This window comes from Clostridium coskatii (assembly GCF_001675205.1).
Classification (GTDB): Bacteria; Bacillota; Clostridia; order Clostridiales; family Clostridiaceae; genus Clostridium_B; species Clostridium_B ljungdahlii.
In genome coordinates, this window is record NZ_LROR01000061.1 from 16,804 (window position 1) to 32,973 (window position 16,170).

At 30.4% G+C, this 16,170-nt stretch carries 16 protein-coding genes; 3 read left to right on the forward strand and 13 right to left on the reverse strand.

All coding sequences use genetic code 11. The annotated features are described in order from the left end of the window. Window positions 1-2: 2 nt before the first annotated feature. Together CLCOS_RS15465 and CLCOS_RS15470 are read right to left on the reverse strand one after the other, a co-directional pair. Window positions 3-1,016: a rhomboid family intramembrane serine protease gene (locus CLCOS_RS15465; protein WP_063601405.1), complete on the reverse strand. Its 1,014-nt coding sequence runs from the start codon at window positions 1,014-1,016 to the stop codon at window positions 3-5. A 98-nt stretch (window positions 1,017-1,114) separates the two neighbouring features. Beyond that, window positions 1,115-2,173, reverse strand: a complete 1,059-nt coding sequence (locus tag CLCOS_RS15470; protein ID WP_013237291.1) for an HD-GYP domain-containing protein — start codon at window positions 2,171-2,173, stop codon at window positions 1,115-1,117. Window positions 2,174-2,396: 223 nt separating this feature from the next. Between CLCOS_RS15470 and CLCOS_RS15475 the strand changes: the two genes are divergently transcribed. Continuing rightward, complete coding sequence (locus CLCOS_RS15475) at window positions 2,397-2,720, forward strand: hypothetical protein (protein ID WP_013237290.1); 324 nt, start codon at window positions 2,397-2,399, stop codon at window positions 2,718-2,720. 6 nt (window positions 2,721-2,726) lie between these two features. Here the strand turns inward: CLCOS_RS15475 and CLCOS_RS15480 are convergent, their stop codons facing one another. The 10 genes from CLCOS_RS15480 to lepB form a co-directional block, all read right to left on the reverse strand. After that, complete coding sequence (locus CLCOS_RS15480) at window positions 2,727-3,158, reverse strand: Fur family transcriptional regulator (RefSeq protein WP_013237289.1); 432 nt, start codon at window positions 3,156-3,158, stop codon at window positions 2,727-2,729. A gap of 17 nt (window positions 3,159-3,175) precedes the next feature. After that, window positions 3,176-3,730 (reverse strand): manganese efflux pump MntP family protein, encoded by a 555-nt coding sequence (locus tag CLCOS_RS15485; protein ID WP_013237288.1) that lies wholly within the window; start codon window positions 3,728-3,730, stop codon window positions 3,176-3,178. A gap of 80 nt (window positions 3,731-3,810) precedes the next feature. Next, window positions 3,811-4,539, reverse strand: a complete 729-nt coding sequence (locus CLCOS_RS15490; protein WP_013237287.1) for a M48 family metallopeptidase — start codon at window positions 4,537-4,539, stop codon at window positions 3,811-3,813. A gap of 13 nt (window positions 4,540-4,552) precedes the next feature. Further along, window positions 4,553-6,157, reverse strand: coding sequence for a S41 family peptidase (locus tag CLCOS_RS15495; RefSeq protein WP_013237286.1), 1,605 nt, complete (start codon window positions 6,155-6,157; stop codon window positions 4,553-4,555). A gap of 649 nt (window positions 6,158-6,806) precedes the next feature. Continuing rightward, a complete protein-coding gene (locus CLCOS_RS15500) occupies window positions 6,807-8,510 on the reverse strand; it encodes a methyl-accepting chemotaxis protein (RefSeq protein WP_013237285.1) in 1,704 nt (567 codons plus the stop codon). Between the two features lie 451 nt (window positions 8,511-8,961). Further along, window positions 8,962-10,977, reverse strand: coding sequence for a penicillin-binding transpeptidase domain-containing protein (locus tag CLCOS_RS15505; RefSeq protein ID WP_023162801.1), 2,016 nt, complete (start codon window positions 10,975-10,977; stop codon window positions 8,962-8,964). A gap of 12 nt (window positions 10,978-10,989) precedes the next feature. Continuing rightward, window positions 10,990-11,214, reverse strand: coding sequence for a YdbC family protein (locus tag CLCOS_RS15510; RefSeq protein WP_063601404.1), 225 nt, complete (start codon window positions 11,212-11,214; stop codon window positions 10,990-10,992). A 190-nt stretch (window positions 11,215-11,404) separates the two neighbouring features. After that, the gene (locus CLCOS_RS15515; RefSeq protein ID WP_023162800.1) at window positions 11,405-12,661 is read right to left on the reverse strand and encodes a glutamate-5-semialdehyde dehydrogenase; all 1,257 of its coding nucleotides are present in this window, start codon (window positions 12,659-12,661) and stop codon (window positions 11,405-11,407) included. A 16-nt stretch (window positions 12,662-12,677) separates the two neighbouring features. Then, entirely contained in the window at window positions 12,678-13,478 is an 801-nt protein-coding gene (gene proB, locus CLCOS_RS15520) for a glutamate 5-kinase (RefSeq protein ID WP_013237281.1), read from the reverse strand. A 147-nt stretch (window positions 13,479-13,625) separates the two neighbouring features. Beyond that, window positions 13,626-14,156 (reverse strand): signal peptidase I, encoded by a 531-nt coding sequence (gene lepB / locus CLCOS_RS15525; protein WP_013237280.1) that lies wholly within the window; start codon window positions 14,154-14,156, stop codon window positions 13,626-13,628. A gap of 155 nt (window positions 14,157-14,311) precedes the next feature. Between lepB and CLCOS_RS22850 the strand changes: the two genes are divergently transcribed. Continuing rightward, window positions 14,312-14,746 carry a fibronectin type III domain-containing protein gene (locus CLCOS_RS22850; RefSeq protein WP_023162799.1) on the forward strand — a complete coding sequence of 145 codons (435 nt, stop codon included), beginning with the start codon at window positions 14,312-14,314 and terminating at the stop codon, window positions 14,744-14,746. Continuing rightward, a complete protein-coding gene (locus CLCOS_RS15530; RefSeq protein WP_242832275.1) occupies window positions 14,638-15,339 on the forward strand; it encodes a metallophosphoesterase family protein in 702 nt (233 codons plus the stop codon). Before CLCOS_RS22850 ends, CLCOS_RS15530 begins: the two co-directional genes overlap by 109 nt. A gap of 159 nt (window positions 15,340-15,498) precedes the next feature. Here the strand turns inward: CLCOS_RS15530 and CLCOS_RS15535 are convergent, their stop codons facing one another. Beyond that, window positions 15,499-16,170 (reverse strand): HlyD family secretion protein, encoded by a 672-nt coding sequence (locus tag CLCOS_RS15535; RefSeq protein ID WP_023162797.1) that lies wholly within the window; start codon window positions 16,168-16,170, stop codon window positions 15,499-15,501.

Below are 16,170 nucleotides of genomic sequence, written 5' to 3' on the forward strand. Positions count from 1 at the left end.
ATTTATTGGGCAATGTTTTTACATTGCCCAATAAAATATGTTATGACTACTCCTCCTACAAGCCCTCCTAAGTGTCCAAAATTATCTACATTTGCTATAGAAAATCCTATTATAAGGTTTACCACAATTATAGATATTACATTCATTAAAAATTCCTTACCAATTTTATGTTTCATTTTTATAGCAAATACCAATGCCGCACCTAAAAGTCCAAATATTGCTCCTGACGCTCCTACTGAAATAGATGGCGAAAACATAAAACTAAATACCGAGGAAACTAAACCTGATATAAGGTACATCACTATGTATTTAACTTTACCATACACTTTCTCAACAAAAGAACCCATTATATAAAGTGAATACATATTTACTCCTAAATGAACTATTCCAGCATGTAAAAACATACAAGTAAAAAGTCTATAATACTCACCTGAAGCTATAAGTGAGTTAACCTTAGCTCCCATAAATACAAGTACATTTACATTACTGTCAAATATATTTCCAGAAAGGTATGCAGTTACCGCATATACAGCAACATTTAAAGCTATTATGATCCACGTTACAATTAGGTCTTTCATTTTATATATATTTTTTGACTGCTTATTTGCTAAAGTACTTTGTTTTACATAAATCATACAATTATATATTTCTTTAGCTAATTGCTCTAAATCAGGAGTATACAAAGTTATTTGATTAAAATAAGGATTTAAAAAAATTAATCCACATTGTGGATTATTATTTTCATCCACTGTGACATGTACTTCCCTATGTAACACTATTTGTACAAGTCTTACACTTTTACTGTCAAACAGTTTCTTTAAACGTAACTTTATATCTTCAGCATTTATATTTCTATAACTTTCCACCCTAGAAAAGAAAACTACCTGCATAATAGAATTTTGCTCTCTGCATAACGCCCATTTACTGCATGTTCCATTTATACCTTCTAGCTCTATAATATTAAAATTATAGTTTTTGCATAACTTGTCTATTAAATTATCAATATATGAACTCATATTTTTCTCCTCAAAAAAACGAATACACAGTATATTATCATAAATATTTTGATATCTATAACACACTGTGTAACTTATTTTTCTCAACTTAATTCCATTTATACTATTTCTTCTACGATTATACTTAGATTTTTAAGTAAATCGACTTCATAACCTGATATGTTATCTCCAGTTTCAGGATCTTGTAATACCCTTATCACCGGTCTATCCGGAAATCCTCTATTTTGCCTTACAACATACCCCTTAACTCCATTTGATAACTTAACGCAGCATCCAAGTGGATAAACAGCAAATGTATTTTTGAAATAGGATACTATTTCCTGGTCAAAACTACTTCCACTTCCTGAAAGTATAAGTTCATAAGCATCATTAGGGCGAAACTTTTTTCTATAACACCTATCGTTACTAACAGCATCATATACATCACATATGCAAACCATCTTTGCAAAATTTGTTATCTGTTTGTTTGTAAGTCCATAAGGATACCCCCTACCATCAACCCTCTCATGATGCTGTTCAACTATTTTAATTATAGGACTGTATGTACCAACCGTTTTTTTTAAGATTTTTGAACCGTATACAGGATGTTTTTTTATTTCAGCAAATTCTTCATCCGTCAACTTACCTTTTTTATTCAATATCTCTATAGGCACCTTTGTCTTTCCTACATCATGTAGGATAGCTCCCACACCAAGTTCCTTTATATCAAATTCATTGTATCCTGCGGAAATTCCTAAAAAAGAAGCCATAACACAAGTATCTATTGAGTGTACAAAAGTATAGTTATCATACGTCTGTATGTCATAAAGGCTTTTATTAACATCTCCAACATCAACTATGTAATTAATCATTTCTTCTACTGTTTTTAAAGAATGTCTTAATCCTTTTTCATCATAATTATTTAGATTTACCATTACTTTTGACATACTTTTCATAGTGGACTGTTTAAGTTGCGACAATTTTTCATCTTCGACATATACATCTTCTAATCTTTCATCTTCGACGTATACATAAAATACACCTAATTTTTTTAATTTATCTATATAGTTACTATTCAACTTTACTCCTGCTCGTAATAAAACTTGTCCTTCACAGGTTAATATACTCTTTCCAAGCACATCTTCTTCCATAACCCTATCTATAAATTCCAGTCTCATAATTTCACCCCAATAAAGTTTTACATTGTAATGTTTGTTAATAAAATAATACCATACAACCGTAAAAATTTAAATAATTTAAAATTAAAAATGCCTTAGCCTTCAAATAAATCATAACTCTACAAAATATTTTTCTAGATAAATAAAAATATGTATTTACTTATTTTGTAAATTTGTATATTATAATAATGAAAGCATTATTTCCATTATATGGAGGAGAATTATGAAAAAATTTATTATTATATTTATAAGTATTTTACTCACTGTTACAATAGTGGAAAAAGTATATGTGTCCTATAAGTGCAGAGATATCAACTACGCAGTTAAAAACTATTTTACTACTGGCATCTTTAATAAATATAAGCTGTGCAACATGGGTGATATAAATATGTATTTTTCCAATGGAACAGTTGCATTTATTAAAGTTTCTGGTATGTCTACTAAAATGCCTCATGAAAAACTAGAATATACCGTATTTATACAAAAAAACGCACGAGGAGTGTGGAAAATAAAAAAAGTATATCCTGCACAGATAACTTTAAAATAAAACTCTTTAGTTTTTACTACTTTTTCTCTTTCTACAATCTGCACATATTCCATTTAATTTAAAATCCAGTTCTTCATCCTCAAATACAAAGCCTGTTTTGCTTTTTATAATTTCCTCTATTTGCTGCATAGGACAGTCTATTTCTACTTCCTTATGACATATTTTACACTCCAATATATGTTTATGCTTTTTTCTCATTATAGCGTAACTATATTTATTTTCACCCAAATCAAATTTTCTAACAATTTTCTTATTTTCAAACAATTCTAAGGATCTATAAATAGTGGATAAATCTACATTTATGTTTCTTTCTCTACACTTTTCAAATAAATTATCAACAGTTATAGCATTCTCACTCTTAGATAATATATCTAAAATATTTAATCTTGCTTTTGTAACTTTTATTCTACGTTTTCTCAAGTACTTTTCTACATCCATAAATTCACCCCAAATTTTCACTTAAAAAACATCATTTTAATACCAAATATAATAAGTATTACTCCCCCTATATAATCTGCATATTTACTTACAATATGTATTTTCTGGAGGTACTTCGAAATAAAAAAAGCAAATAAACACATAATGAAGGTAATTAATCCTATAAACACAGTGCTAATAAGTAGATCTATCCTATTTGCTATATTATTTAAAGTTGTAAATCCTATTACCATTGCATCAATACTTACTGAAACTCCAAGCACTAGAATCATTCCTGGTTTAATGAGTATGCATTCTCCTTTACTCCCCAAACCTTCTTTAACCATAAAGATGCCTACTATAGATACTAATGCTCCTCCAATTACCTGGGGAACAGATGCAATATATGTATTAAATAAAAAGCCTGCATAAGCACCGCATATAGCAAAAAAAAACTGAAAAAATCCACATGAAAAAGAAAGTTGAAACTTATTTCTTTTCTCCACTGCGCCATTCAATCCCACACACAGTGAGACACCAAAGGCATCTAAAGAAAGTGCCACTGCAATCAAAAGTAAAAAATAAAATTTCATATTATTTTCCTTTCACAATTAAAATTACTTACTTAATTTTACTTTATTATTTTTCTAATGTCTATAAGTTTACTTACTATTCATATGTATTTTTCTGGAAAATTAAGCATATATCCATTACATTTAAGCCATTTCCTTCTGTTTTTGTATTGTGGAATTATAGATTCTACTAATCTCCAGTAATCTCTAGAATGATCCATATATACCAGGTGGCAAAGTTCATGCACAACTACATAATCTATAACTTCCATAGGTGCCATTAATATTTTGTAATTGAAACTAATATTACCGTTAGAGGAACAGCTTCCCCATCTAGTCTTCTGACACCTAATTGTTATTTTTTTTGGATAAACATTTAGATTTTTGTGATAAATATCCACTCGTTCTCTAAAAATCACCTTAGCCCTTTGTTTATAAAATTCGCATATGCTCTTTTTAATATTTTCTTCATTTTTTAATAAAACAGCTTTGCCATAAACTATAATTTTATCTTCTGCAATTTCTACATAACATTTTTTTATGTCTGCCTGCTGCATTTCTATTTTTAAAAAATTCCCTATCCATAAAAGCTTTTTTCCATCTAACAGCCCCATAGACTTCATGTTATAAATTCTATTCTTTGTAACTTCCACGTTTTCCTGTATCCATTCCATTTTATTCTCAACTATTTTCTCTATGGATGGATAACTAACATTAAGAGGTGCTATTACATATACTTCACCTTTTCCATTAATTTTAATAGTTATGTTTTTTATATCCTTCTTTATTACCTTATATTCAAATGAAGAAAGTCTATGAGTTGTTTCCATTTTTCACCTTTCACTAATTTTTAACAGTAACTGGCTTTATAGTGTCGTTAACCTTTATATAGTAAGTCTTACCTTTTTCTAACTTTTCTTGTGGCACAATAACCACCTTGTTGTCTTCTACGCTGCCTATTTTAAAAGCAACCCTTTTACCAGTAGTACCATTTATAATTTCCATATTTATTTTATTTTTCATATCAGAACTTATTTTTTTGTTAAAAATTACAGTAAATGCTTTATCCTGCGGCACCTGCTGCATTGTATCTAAAACCTTATCTTCTGGATAAAAAAACTTATATACATTGCTAAAGTATTCTTCTGGAACTTTTGCCCATCCATCTTTAGTGCCTATACAAATTTGTGATCTATCTATATTATTCACTATATACTTAAAAGCAGACCAATATTCCTCATTTTTAGCAATACTTAAATCTATATAAAATTTTTCATTATTTATTGTAACCTTTAAAAATCCTCTTTCATCTGTTCCATCTTTACACTGTCCCGACAATAATTGCGCTACTGCCAAAGAATTCTCATTACCTGTATCAAAATCAGGTTTTATTCCTACTTTTTGTATTATATTACCTGCAGGGGAATAAAACTTTTCTACAGTTAATTTCAATGCTCCTCCATCTGAAAGATCAAACATCTGCTGTGCCACACCTTTTCCATAAGTAGTATTTCCTATAAAAAAGGCTTTTTTATAATCCTTCACTGCTGCAGACAATATTTCAGAAGCACTGGCAGTATATTTATCTACCAAAAATATAGTAGGCTTGTCTATTATATTTTGTTCTTCTCCTGCCAGGTAACCTGTTTTTTTACCATTTTTATCTTCAACTATAAGTGCTAAATTTTGTCCTATAAAATTTCCTGCTACATTTAGGGCAGAATCCATATATCCTCCACCATTATCTCTCAGGTCTATTATGTACCTTGCAGGTTTATTTGCTTGAAGCTCTTTTAACTTTTCATTAAACTTTTGTGATGTGTCTTCTCCAAAAGATGCTATATGAATATATGCAGTATTACTATCCAACATTTTTCCATCTACTATTGGAATACTTACCTCTCCCCTTTTTACAGAAAAGCTTAATACCTTGTCCTGCCTTTGAATTACAAGATTAACATTTGTATTTTCGTCTCCTTTAATATATGAAGAAGCTTGATCAAGTGTTATATTGGCAAGTGAATGGGAATTAGCCGAAATTATAATATCCCCTTCCTTAAGTCCTACATTTTCTGCTGGAGAATTCGCAACTACAGAATCTACTTTTATTCCTGAAGGAACCTGAGACATATATATGCCTATTCCGTAAATTTTATTATTTATAGAATTTAAAAAATTTGTTTCTTCCTCTTTAGAAAAATACTCAGTATATGGATCATTAAGTTTTTTCAATGCTTCATCTATACTAGATGCATTTAATACCCCGTCTGGTATATTGCCTACATAATAGGTTTTAATATCGTTTTTCACTTGATTCAGTACTTGTGACGAGTCTGCTGCCGATGCTGTAAATGAAAAGCCAAGTAAAAAAAACATAGTCCAAAATACTACAAATAATTTTTTTGCATATAATCTCATATCTAATTTTCTCATTGAGTTACTTTTCATATAGTAATCCTCCCAAAATTATTATAGGTTGTAATTGAAATTTGAACTTATTCGCAGATACATTTTTACAATAATGAAGTACATTTAAATATTTCATACATAAGTCTTAGTAAAAATATCCGGAGAATAATTCAACTTTCAATCTAGAAACTCTATAATTAATGAACTAATTATATCATTATTGAACATTTACTTCCATTGAAATTTATCTTTTTTGCTTACTATAGCTTAGGAGGATATAGTTACGGCAAACTTAATTATTGATATTTAATCACATATAATTCCACACTATGTAGTAATATATTATCTTACAACAATTCATAATATTGAAATATCAATTTATTTATTATATAATTAAATTGCATAATAAATGATATTAAATTTATTATTATAATTACATAATAAAAGGAGCTATAACATGAAAGAACAACTCTCTCCAATAGAATTACATAAAAGGCATATAAAAACTGCTACTACAATTTTTTTTATAGCATTAATATTAGCAGTATCTATAATAACCTATATCATTTCATCAACTTAAAATAAAATGGCAGAATCTTAAAGTTCCGCCATTTTTTATTTTGCCTATACAATAACTATTTAATTTTTTTACATTAAGTCAAAATTTTATATGTGCAAAGTTGGCATATTAATTATTTATCCTAAATTTAGTTATATTGCCCTTAAGATTTTCTGTCATACTTTCAAGGTTTTCTGCAACTTCGTATACTTTATTTGCAGACTTACTCATTTCAGCACTGGAAGCAGCTATTTCCTCAGTAGATGCAGCCATCTCTTCTGCAGTAGCTGAGGTTTCTTCTACACTACTCACTATTTTATCTTTGCTTTTTTCAAGGTTGTCTACAGATACATTCACTTTTTGAATTTTAGGTATTATATTATTAACTGCATAAGTTATATTAGTAAAAGCTTCTATAGATTCATTTATAGACTTAGTTTGATTTACAATTTCATTGTCCATCTCTGAAGTTTCCTTTACTATGGCTCCTATTTTATTAGAAAGCAATTTAATTAAGCTATCTATACTTGTAGAAGACTCCTTAGTTTGTGAAGCTAATTTTCTTACTTCCTCTGCCACAACTGCAAAACCTTTTCCAGCTTCTCCAGCCCTAGCTGCTTCTATAGCTGCATTTAAAGCTAGCAGGTTAGTTTGATCTGAAACACTGTTTATAATATTAGTTATGTCATTTATTTTCAGCACATTACTGCTAAACTCCGTTATATCTCCCTTAAACATTTTAAAAGAATCATTTACCTTTGCGATAGACCTTTCTATATTAGGCAGTTTTTCACTATTTTCTTTTGCCATACTGTCTATCTCATTAGAGCTCCTATCTATTTCATTTATATCCTCTACTATCTTAGACAATTCATTGCTAAAGGAATCTATAACCCCATTTACAGCAACTAATTCTTGTGCCTGATTTGTATTTGCTCCTGCCACCTGATTTATAGTCTGGGATACATCACTTGAAGATCCAGATAATTCTTTAGAAATCAGAACCAAGCTATTTGATTCATCAACTATAGTTTTAAAATCATTTCTAATAGTATACAACAAATTATTCACAGATTTTCTCATACCTTCTATACCTTTGGCTAAAACTCCTCCTTCATCTTTATAATTCAAGTATTCTCTAGGAACTTCTTTAGTAAAATCTCCTTTTGATAAAGTATTCATATACTCTGCAGAATAAAGTAATACTTTAGTTATCTTAGATACAAAAATATTTGCTGCTATAACAGACAATATAGCTATTAGTAACACAATAATACCTATGCTTTTAAAAACTTGAAATATCTGATTATTTATTACACTTTTACTAATACCTATAAAAAACATTCCCAGTACATTTCCTTCATTATCCCTGATTGGTTTATATATTACCTCATAGGGTACATTCAATATTTTTGTTTCTCCCCTAAAGTCTTCTCCAGATTTCAACACTTTATTTGAAACCTCAGATAAAGCTTTTGTATTTACAGCTCTATTTCCTTTGTTCATTACCGTCGTAGAAATCCTTGTATCTTTTAAGAATATAGTAACTTCTTCACCTGTCTCCGCTTTTATAGAGTCTACAAATTTAGTATCTCCACTTATGAGTTTACTCCCCTTGTATAATTTGCCACCCTTTTCTTTCCATGCTCCACTATATTTTTCATCTAATAACTTTAAAGCCATACCAGAATTTGATTTCAATTGATTGGAATAGCTTTCATCTGTTATATTACTCAAATTATGATGTACTAATATAAGAACTGAAGCACTTAAAATCAAAATGATACATACTATTAAAAGATTTATTTTACCCCTAACTTTTAGATTTTTCATTTACACTCCCCCTGAAAATATAATATAACTTTATCTGATGGCTACCTACTGTAACACTCCCACTTTTATCAAAGTGGGAGCTAACCATAGCTACGCCCTAGATAATTCATCTAAACTTAGTGGGAGAAGCAAAACTCTAAAGAGAAAGCGACTGTCATCAAATCAAAGATTGGGGATATCTACTTTTTCCACTAAGTAAGATTCATTGATGAAAACGTTTATATAATTTATTTAAAAAAAGTCAGAGCACTGCTTCCGACTTTTTGTCCTGTTTTTAATTTCTTTAATCTTAAATAAATTAAAAATTTATTCATTTCCTTTATATACTATTATATCAAAAATTTAAATTATATTCTACATTGCAATTAAACTTATCAGTGAATATTATTTAGTAGCTTTCACAAAATTCATAGAAATGTTATAGTAGGTAATCATCAAACAAGATATAGCCCTATCTTACTTGCTCAAAAACACTTTTGACTATAGGGACCACATAATGGCTTCCTCCCTTTTCTTTAGCATTTTCCACCATGGCTATTACTAAAAGCTTTGGATTATCTACATTAACTGCAGCAAACCATCCAACTTCCGTTCCACTAGTATCCTCCTGTGAAGCCTTTATCTCTGCAGTACCTGTCTTTCCTGCCAAAGCCATTCCAGGTATATATGCTTCATGTCCTGTCCCTTTAGGGTTTGAAACTACCTGTTCTAGGTCATTTAAAATAATATTTGCATCTTCTTTAGGATATACATCTTTTTTCCATATCTGTGCCTTGGCATTATCTTTATATATAAGGTATGGTTTTATAATATTCCCTTCATTCACAAAAGAATCATACATTGCCATTAAGTGAACTGGGTTTAATAGAATTTCTCCCTGGCCATATCCGCTGTCTGCCAGCTGCACCTCTGTTTTTATATTTCCTTTTGAAGCTAATTGTGATCTAGAGAGTCCATACTCAAAAGGCATTCCCTCACCTAGCCCCCAATTTTTAAGTTCTGTCTCCATAGTGTCTTTTCCAATATCCAGTGCAGTTTTTGCAAAATATATATTATCTGAATAAACAAGAGCATTCAAAAGATTGCTAGGCTCGCCATAATCCTCTACTCGTGTAACATAATACTTTCCCCAACTACTGTCTTTTTGCCATTTAAGTCCAGAAATATTTTTAGACACTTGTGGATTTAATTTACCATCCTTTAAACCTATTGCTGCTGTAATAGGCTTGAAAACAGATCCGGGAACTACATTGCTCTGAAATCTATTGTATAAAGGTCTTCTCTTATCTTCATTTAAAGTTTTCCAAGTATCACTTGACATACCCATTACAAAATCATTAGGATCAAAAGAAGGAGTACTTACAAGGGCTAGAACCTCCCCCGTTTTAGGATTCATGCTAACACCCATGCCAGCATCTTGCTGCAATTCATTATATAGTAAACTTTGAATTTTAGAATCTATAGTAAGTTTTATATCTTTTCCATTATGTACTTTTCTCTTTATGAGAGTCTTTTTTTTCTTATTATTTTTATCTACAATATAAATTTCATATCCGTTTTGAGCTCTTAAAGTACTTTCATATATTTGTTCTAATCCTGATTTACCTATTATATCATCAGGTCCATAATTTTTATTTGTTTTTAATTCTTCTGCAGTAACTTTATGTACATACCCTGTTAAATGCGCAGCTGCATTTTTTAACGGATACACTCTTTCCTTTATATACTGCACTTTTACTCCAGAAATTCTTTGAAGTACAGCTAGATTACTGTCGTCTTCCTGTATTATCTTTATAGGTACAAACATATCCTTTTTTACATAAGATGCAGAGAGTTTCTTATTTATATCTTCTTTTGAAATGTTTAATAGGGCAGCTATATTTTCCTTAGATTTTTCACCATTTTGTTCTAAAGTTTCAGGTACAATCCCAATTTGTGCTGCCCTACCATCCTCTGCTATAGGATTGCCATTTCTATCATAAATCGTACCCCTTTTTCCCTGTACAGTATCTATTCTTATTTTATCCCCTTCTTTTAAATCCGGAAATATATTAGAAGGACTCCACACTACTTTCCAATCTGTTTTGTCATTATCCTTTTCTTTTTTTAAACTTATACTGTTTGAAAAATCTAATTTACCTGCTGCAGTATCCATACTTACCTTTATTGGAACTTTTGCAGCTCCATCTTCATATTTTATGTCACTGCTGCTGTCAATCTTTACATTTATATTCTTTGCTTCTATTCCACTGTAAATATTATTGTAACGACTCACAAAATCTTTTTTAGCAATCCTAGATTTACTATCTTTATCCATCTTATTGTACATTAAATCATAGTTGCATTTTGTCCATGCATCTATGTAACCATTTAAGCTATTTTTTACCATATTACTTTTGCTGCTGCACGCAGTGACTGTAAATATAGATAATGCTATGAAAATACACCATAAAAATTTACATTTCATAAAATCATACCTCTAAGACAAATCCATATTATTTAATATGTTTTTTAACTCCCTCAGTTCATCTACAGTTAGGGTAACTCCCTTTCCCATTTTATCATGTTCTTGTGACCAATCTCTTATATCATATTTAGCAGTTCTATCATTCCAGCTAACTAAATTTAATTCTTTCTTCCATCCTTTAGGGGATTTTGATAATACTCCTTTATTTTCTTTTATTTCATATTTTATACCTGCCATTTTATACACCTCTCAAAATCAAAAATTTATTTTCTATATTATACCATAATTACAGAATACCATCTATTTAAGAATTTCAATAAAAAATTAAACTTCTGAGTGTCAAATCCTCAGAAGTTTAATTTAAATTCAATCAATGAATCTTACTTAGTGGGAATTTGTTTCTCCAACTAAGTTCAGATAGAAATCCCTATTTTCGTATCTGTCCTTCTCCATAGACTACATACTTTGAAGTAGTAAGTTCGTTTAATCCCATAGGCCCTCTCGCATGAAGCTTCTGGGTACTTATACCTATTTCGGCACCAAATCCAAACTGCTCACCATCAGTAAATCTAGTAGAAGCATTTACATAAACTGCCGCAGCATCAACTTCATTTAAAAATCTTTGAGATGCGTTATAATCATTTGTTATTATAGCTTCAGAATGTTTTGTTCCATATTTATAAATATGATCCATTGCTTCATCCAGCGAATTCACTACTTTTACAGCCAATATCAAATCTAGAAATTCTGTATCATAGTCCTCTTCCGTTGCCAATTTTGCATAGGGAATCAATTTTTTCGTTTCACTACATCCTCTTATTTCAACTCCCAAACTTTTTAAGGTTTTTCCCAAATGAGGCAGGAAATTTTCAGCAGCGTTTTTGTGTACAAGCAATGTCTCCATAGCATTGCAAACTGCTGGTCTTTGAGTTTTTGCATTTAACACTATATTTTCTGCCATGCTTAAATCTGCACTTTCATCCACATAAACGTGACAATTTCCTATACCAGTTTGGATTACAGGCACTGTAGAATTCTTTACTATGGAATTGATAAGTCCCCTGCCCCCTCTTGGTATCAGTACATCTACATATTCGTTAAGTTTCATCAAAGTTTCCACTGCTTCTCTTTCAGTTATATCTATAAATTCAATAGCCCCTTCTGGAAGTCCGGCACTAACAGCAGCTTTATTTATTGTATTGTATATAGCTACATTGGAGTTTATTGCCTCCTTCCCTCCTCTTAAAATAACTGAATTTCCACTTTTAAGGCAAAGTGCAGCAGCATCCACAGTTACATTTGGCCTAGCTTCATATATTATTCCTATTGTTCCAAGAGGTACTCTCACTTTTCCAATACGCAGTCCATTAGGCCTTTTCCACATTTTAGACACTTCACCAATAGGATCTGGAAGTGATGCAACTTTAATAAGTCCACCTGCCATAGAATCTATTCTCTTTTGGTTTAGTTCAAGTCTGTCGATAAAAGCTTTACCTTTACCTGATTTTTTAGCATTATCCAGATCTAACTTATTAGCTTGTAAAATAAGTTCTTTGTTGTTTTGAAGTGCCTCTGCCATATCATCTAAAGCTCTATTTTTTAAATTCGGACCCATATTAGATAATATTCTTGCAGCCCTACTTGCAGTTTTAGCTTTTTCTACAACATAACTACCTACATCCATCTCTATAAGCCTCCTTTTATTTTTCTGCTTCAAATAAAGTTCCAATTTCTTTATTTGAAACTATATCTTCTATAACAGAATCTTGGGATCCATTTGCTATTATCATAGATATCCCCGATGATACTGCTATTTTTGCCGCCTTAATTTTAGTATACATACCACCTGTTCCAACATTGCTGTGAGATCCCTTACTGCAATCTTCAATTTCCTTAGTTATTTTAGGAACACAGCTTATTAATTTGGCATCTTTATCTGATTGAGGATCAGAACTATAAAGTCCATCAATATCTGAGAGCAGTATGAGAAGATCTGCATGAATGGTCTTTGCAATCAAAGCTGAAAGAGTATCGTTATCACCAAATTTTATTTCCTCTACTGCAACTGCATCATTTTCATTAACTATGGGTATTACTCCACGTTTTAAAAGTGCTGTGAAGGTATTTTGGGCATGAGTATAATTGTCCACAATATCCAGATCATTTTTTGTAAGTAAAATTTGAGCAACTATTTTGCCATGTTCTGAAAACATCTTTTCATATATATTCAAAAGTATTCCCTGGCCAATAGCCGCAGCAGCTTGCTTTTCACATATGTCTTTTGGCTTTGTTTTAAGTCCCAATTTCAAAAATCCAACACCAATAGCTCCAGAAGTTACTAAAACTACACTTTTACCTTGATTTTGCAAATAACAAATTTGCCTTACTATTTCCTCTATTCTATACAAATCCAAAGATCCATCTTCGGTTATAAGAGTAGAAGTGCCTACCTTAACTACAACTTTTTTAGCATCCTTTAAATATTTTTCTCTAATGTTCATTTTTTACTCCCCACAAATAATTTAACTTTACATACTCAACCTTCACAAGTTAAGAATTAAAAATGTTGCTTAGCAAATTTTCTTAAACTGCAAAAATTAAGTTATATATTTACCTATTTACACTTAAATTTATGCATATTACCAGTTTTAAAATGCCCTGATATTATTAAAAGGGTATACTCTCAAGATAACATGTCCTCTTATGTCTTTCAAATTTATTGGTCCAAGTATTCTGCTGTCAGTACTATTTCCCCTATTGTCTCCAAGTACAAAAACATATCCTTTAGGGATTACATATTGTGTAATAAGAGAATTAGGTTCAGTAATTGTTCCCTTAGGAAGATAATCTTCTGAAAGAAGTTGTCCATTTAAATATACCTTTCCATCTTTTATTTCAACCTTATCTCCAGCTATTCCTATAACTCTTTTTATGTAATCATCATTATTTTCGTCTTTAGAATAAAAAGTAACAATTTCTCCTCTACTTATATGACCGGTTTCAGTACTTACTTTTTCTAAAAATACAGAATCCTTATCATGAAATGTAGGCTGCATAGAAGGTCCTATCACAGTTGTTCTTGCAAAAACATAGGTCCTAAATGTCAATGCAAACACAACTGCTAATATAATATAAAATACATATCCGCCTATATTCTTTAAAACTCCCTTATGTTCCATTTATCATACTCTCCTTCAATATTACAAAAATTATAATTAACATTTATTATAGCATAATATAAATTAACATACAGTTAACTTTATATAATATCCATTTAATTTGGAAAATATATAATAAGATTGTCAAATGGAAAATTAAGTTAGTCGGGGATATTATGAAGAAAAAATACTTATCCATGATAATAGCTGCACTTATTGCTGCCACATCAACAATAGCTCCAATATACTCAGTTCATGCAGCTTACGATAATACAACTATTAATACTAATTTAAATTCTACTGTAAAACCTGATCACATTACTTTAACCTGGACTAAAGACCCTAAAACTACACAAACAATCACCTGGAGAACTAGTACAAATGTAACTAAAGGATTAGTTCAATATAAAAACTTGACTACTGGAGAAACAAAAACTTTTAATGCTACTAAACAAGATTTTTCTACATCAAGCACTGATATAAATACTGGATGTATAAATTTATTGTTTTTGGGGATTCTCAAAGTGGAAATGCTGATGTTCCAAATTATGCTCCTTGGAATAAGACTGTTCAAAATGCCTATTCTAAAAATAAAGATGCAGATTTCATGATAAATGTTGGTGATTTAGTTGAAAAGGGCCAAGATTATAGGCATTGGAACAACTGGTTTAATGCTGCTAAAGGAGTTATTGACAATTTACCTGAAATGCCAGTTCAAGGCAATCACGAAACCTACAATGCAGTTGGCTGGGATTCAACTAAACCTAAATATTTTACAAATCAATTTAAAGTTCCGATGAACGGTCCTGATGGTTTCAAAGGGCAAGTATATTCTTACGATTACGGAAATGTTCATTTCGTTATGTTAGATAGCCAGGAAGATGAAGAATCTTCAAATAATGATGAATTAGCAGCCATAGGTGCTGATCCAAGGTTAGTTATATATGGAACACCAATTGCATTTGGAAGTAATCAAGCTGAAATCATAAAAGGTAAAGCTTATGTAAATCCAAATTATATAACTATGTACTTAGGTGGAAGCTATGATTCAGCTTCAATGAAATTGACTATAGATAAGCAAACCTATAGTTTCAATGCCAAAGATCTTTCTCCTAGTAAAAATGTGAGTTTAGATGCTTTATCTAAAGCAGGTTTTAATTGCAGCTATAATACCCAATTTAACATGATTATGATAAATAAGTAGTTAAACTTTTAGATTTTCTGTGACATCAGAAAATCATCCTTAATTGTGAATTGTGCATTATATAATTTCTAAATAGAATTTCTAACTAAAAAATAAACTTATGCGTAGAAATATTCGGAGCATAAGTTTATTTTTCGTTTAAAATTCTCACAAACTTTTTTATTTTACACGAATCTTGACACTTGCATTAGTTCCTAAAACCAATCCCTTAGTCTTATTGAACTGAATTTTAACTGGCACTTTTTGATTTACTTTTTTAAACTCACCATTTTTATCTTTAGAAGATTGATTTAAACCATTTTGTGATACTAATCCAATGGATTTTACTTTTCCATTAAACTTTTTACCATTAAATTCATCCAACTTAACAGTAACAGCTTGACCAACTTTCACATTTTGAATTTCTTTTTCATCTATATTTGCAGTTACATAAACATTATCTTCATCTGCTACAGTAGCTATAGTTTGACCAGCTAATTTAAATTCTCCCTGAGTACTCTGCTTTTTCACAACTATACCACTTATAGGAGCTCTCACTAAAGATGAATCTATACTTGAATCCGGGGTATTTGTAACTTCCTGTCTGGCCAATATCTCATCTTTATTAACTTCATCGCCCTCATTTATATCAAACTCTAGTAATTTACCTTGAATTTGAGTATTTACATTAACTACATCTGCACCCACTACTGCATCATTTGTTGAAATATAATAAGTGTTTTCATACCAGAAATAAGATATTATACCGCACAATATTACTGCAATTCCTACTAATATTCCAATAGCTGCTATTTTATATTTCTTGATTATACTAACTATTTTATTAACCAC

Bases quoted from the DNA above. Each gene is read 5' to 3' on its own strand.
- CLCOS_RS15510 (WP_063601404.1), bottom strand. From the start codon at position 11,214: ATGGCAGGTATAAAATATGAAATAAAAGAAAATAAAGGAGTATTATCA.
- proB (WP_013237281.1), bottom strand. From the start codon at position 13,478: ATGAACATTAGAGAAAAATATTTAAAGGATGCTAAAAAAGTTGTAGTT.
- CLCOS_RS15480 (WP_013237289.1), bottom strand. From the start codon at position 3,158: ATGGATGTAGAAAAGTACTTGAGAAAACGTAGAATAAAAGTTACAAAA.
- CLCOS_RS15475 (WP_013237290.1), top strand. From the start codon at position 2,397: ATGAAAAAATTTATTATTATATTTATAAGTATTTTACTCACTGTTACA.
- CLCOS_RS15470 (WP_013237291.1), bottom strand. From the start codon at position 2,173: ATGAGACTGGAATTTATAGATAGGGTTATGGAAGAAGATGTGCTTGGA.
- CLCOS_RS15500 (WP_013237285.1), bottom strand. From the start codon at position 8,510: ATGAAAAATCTAAAAGTTAGGGGTAAAATAAATCTTTTAATAGTATGT.
- lepB (WP_013237280.1), bottom strand. From the start codon at position 14,156: ATGGAACATAAGGGAGTTTTAAAGAATATAGGCGGATATGTATTTTAT.
- CLCOS_RS15490 (WP_013237287.1), bottom strand. From the start codon at position 4,539: ATGGAAACAACTCATAGACTTTCTTCATTTGAATATAAGGTAATAAAG.
- CLCOS_RS15465 (WP_063601405.1), bottom strand. From the start codon at position 1,016: ATGAGTTCATATATTGATAATTTAATAGACAAGTTATGCAAAAACTAT.
- CLCOS_RS15485 (WP_013237288.1), bottom strand. From the start codon at position 3,730: ATGAAATTTTATTTTTTACTTTTGATTGCAGTGGCACTTTCTTTAGAT.
- CLCOS_RS15495 (WP_013237286.1), bottom strand. From the start codon at position 6,157: ATGAAAAGTAACTCAATGAGAAAATTAGATATGAGATTATATGCAAAA.
- CLCOS_RS15515 (WP_023162800.1), bottom strand. From the start codon at position 12,661: ATGGATGTAGGTAGTTATGTTGTAGAAAAAGCTAAAACTGCAAGTAGG.
- CLCOS_RS22850 (WP_023162799.1), top strand. From the start codon at position 14,312: ATGAAGAAAAAATACTTATCCATGATAATAGCTGCACTTATTGCTGCC.
- CLCOS_RS15505 (WP_023162801.1), bottom strand. From the start codon at position 10,977: ATGAAATGTAAATTTTTATGGTGTATTTTCATAGCATTATCTATATTT.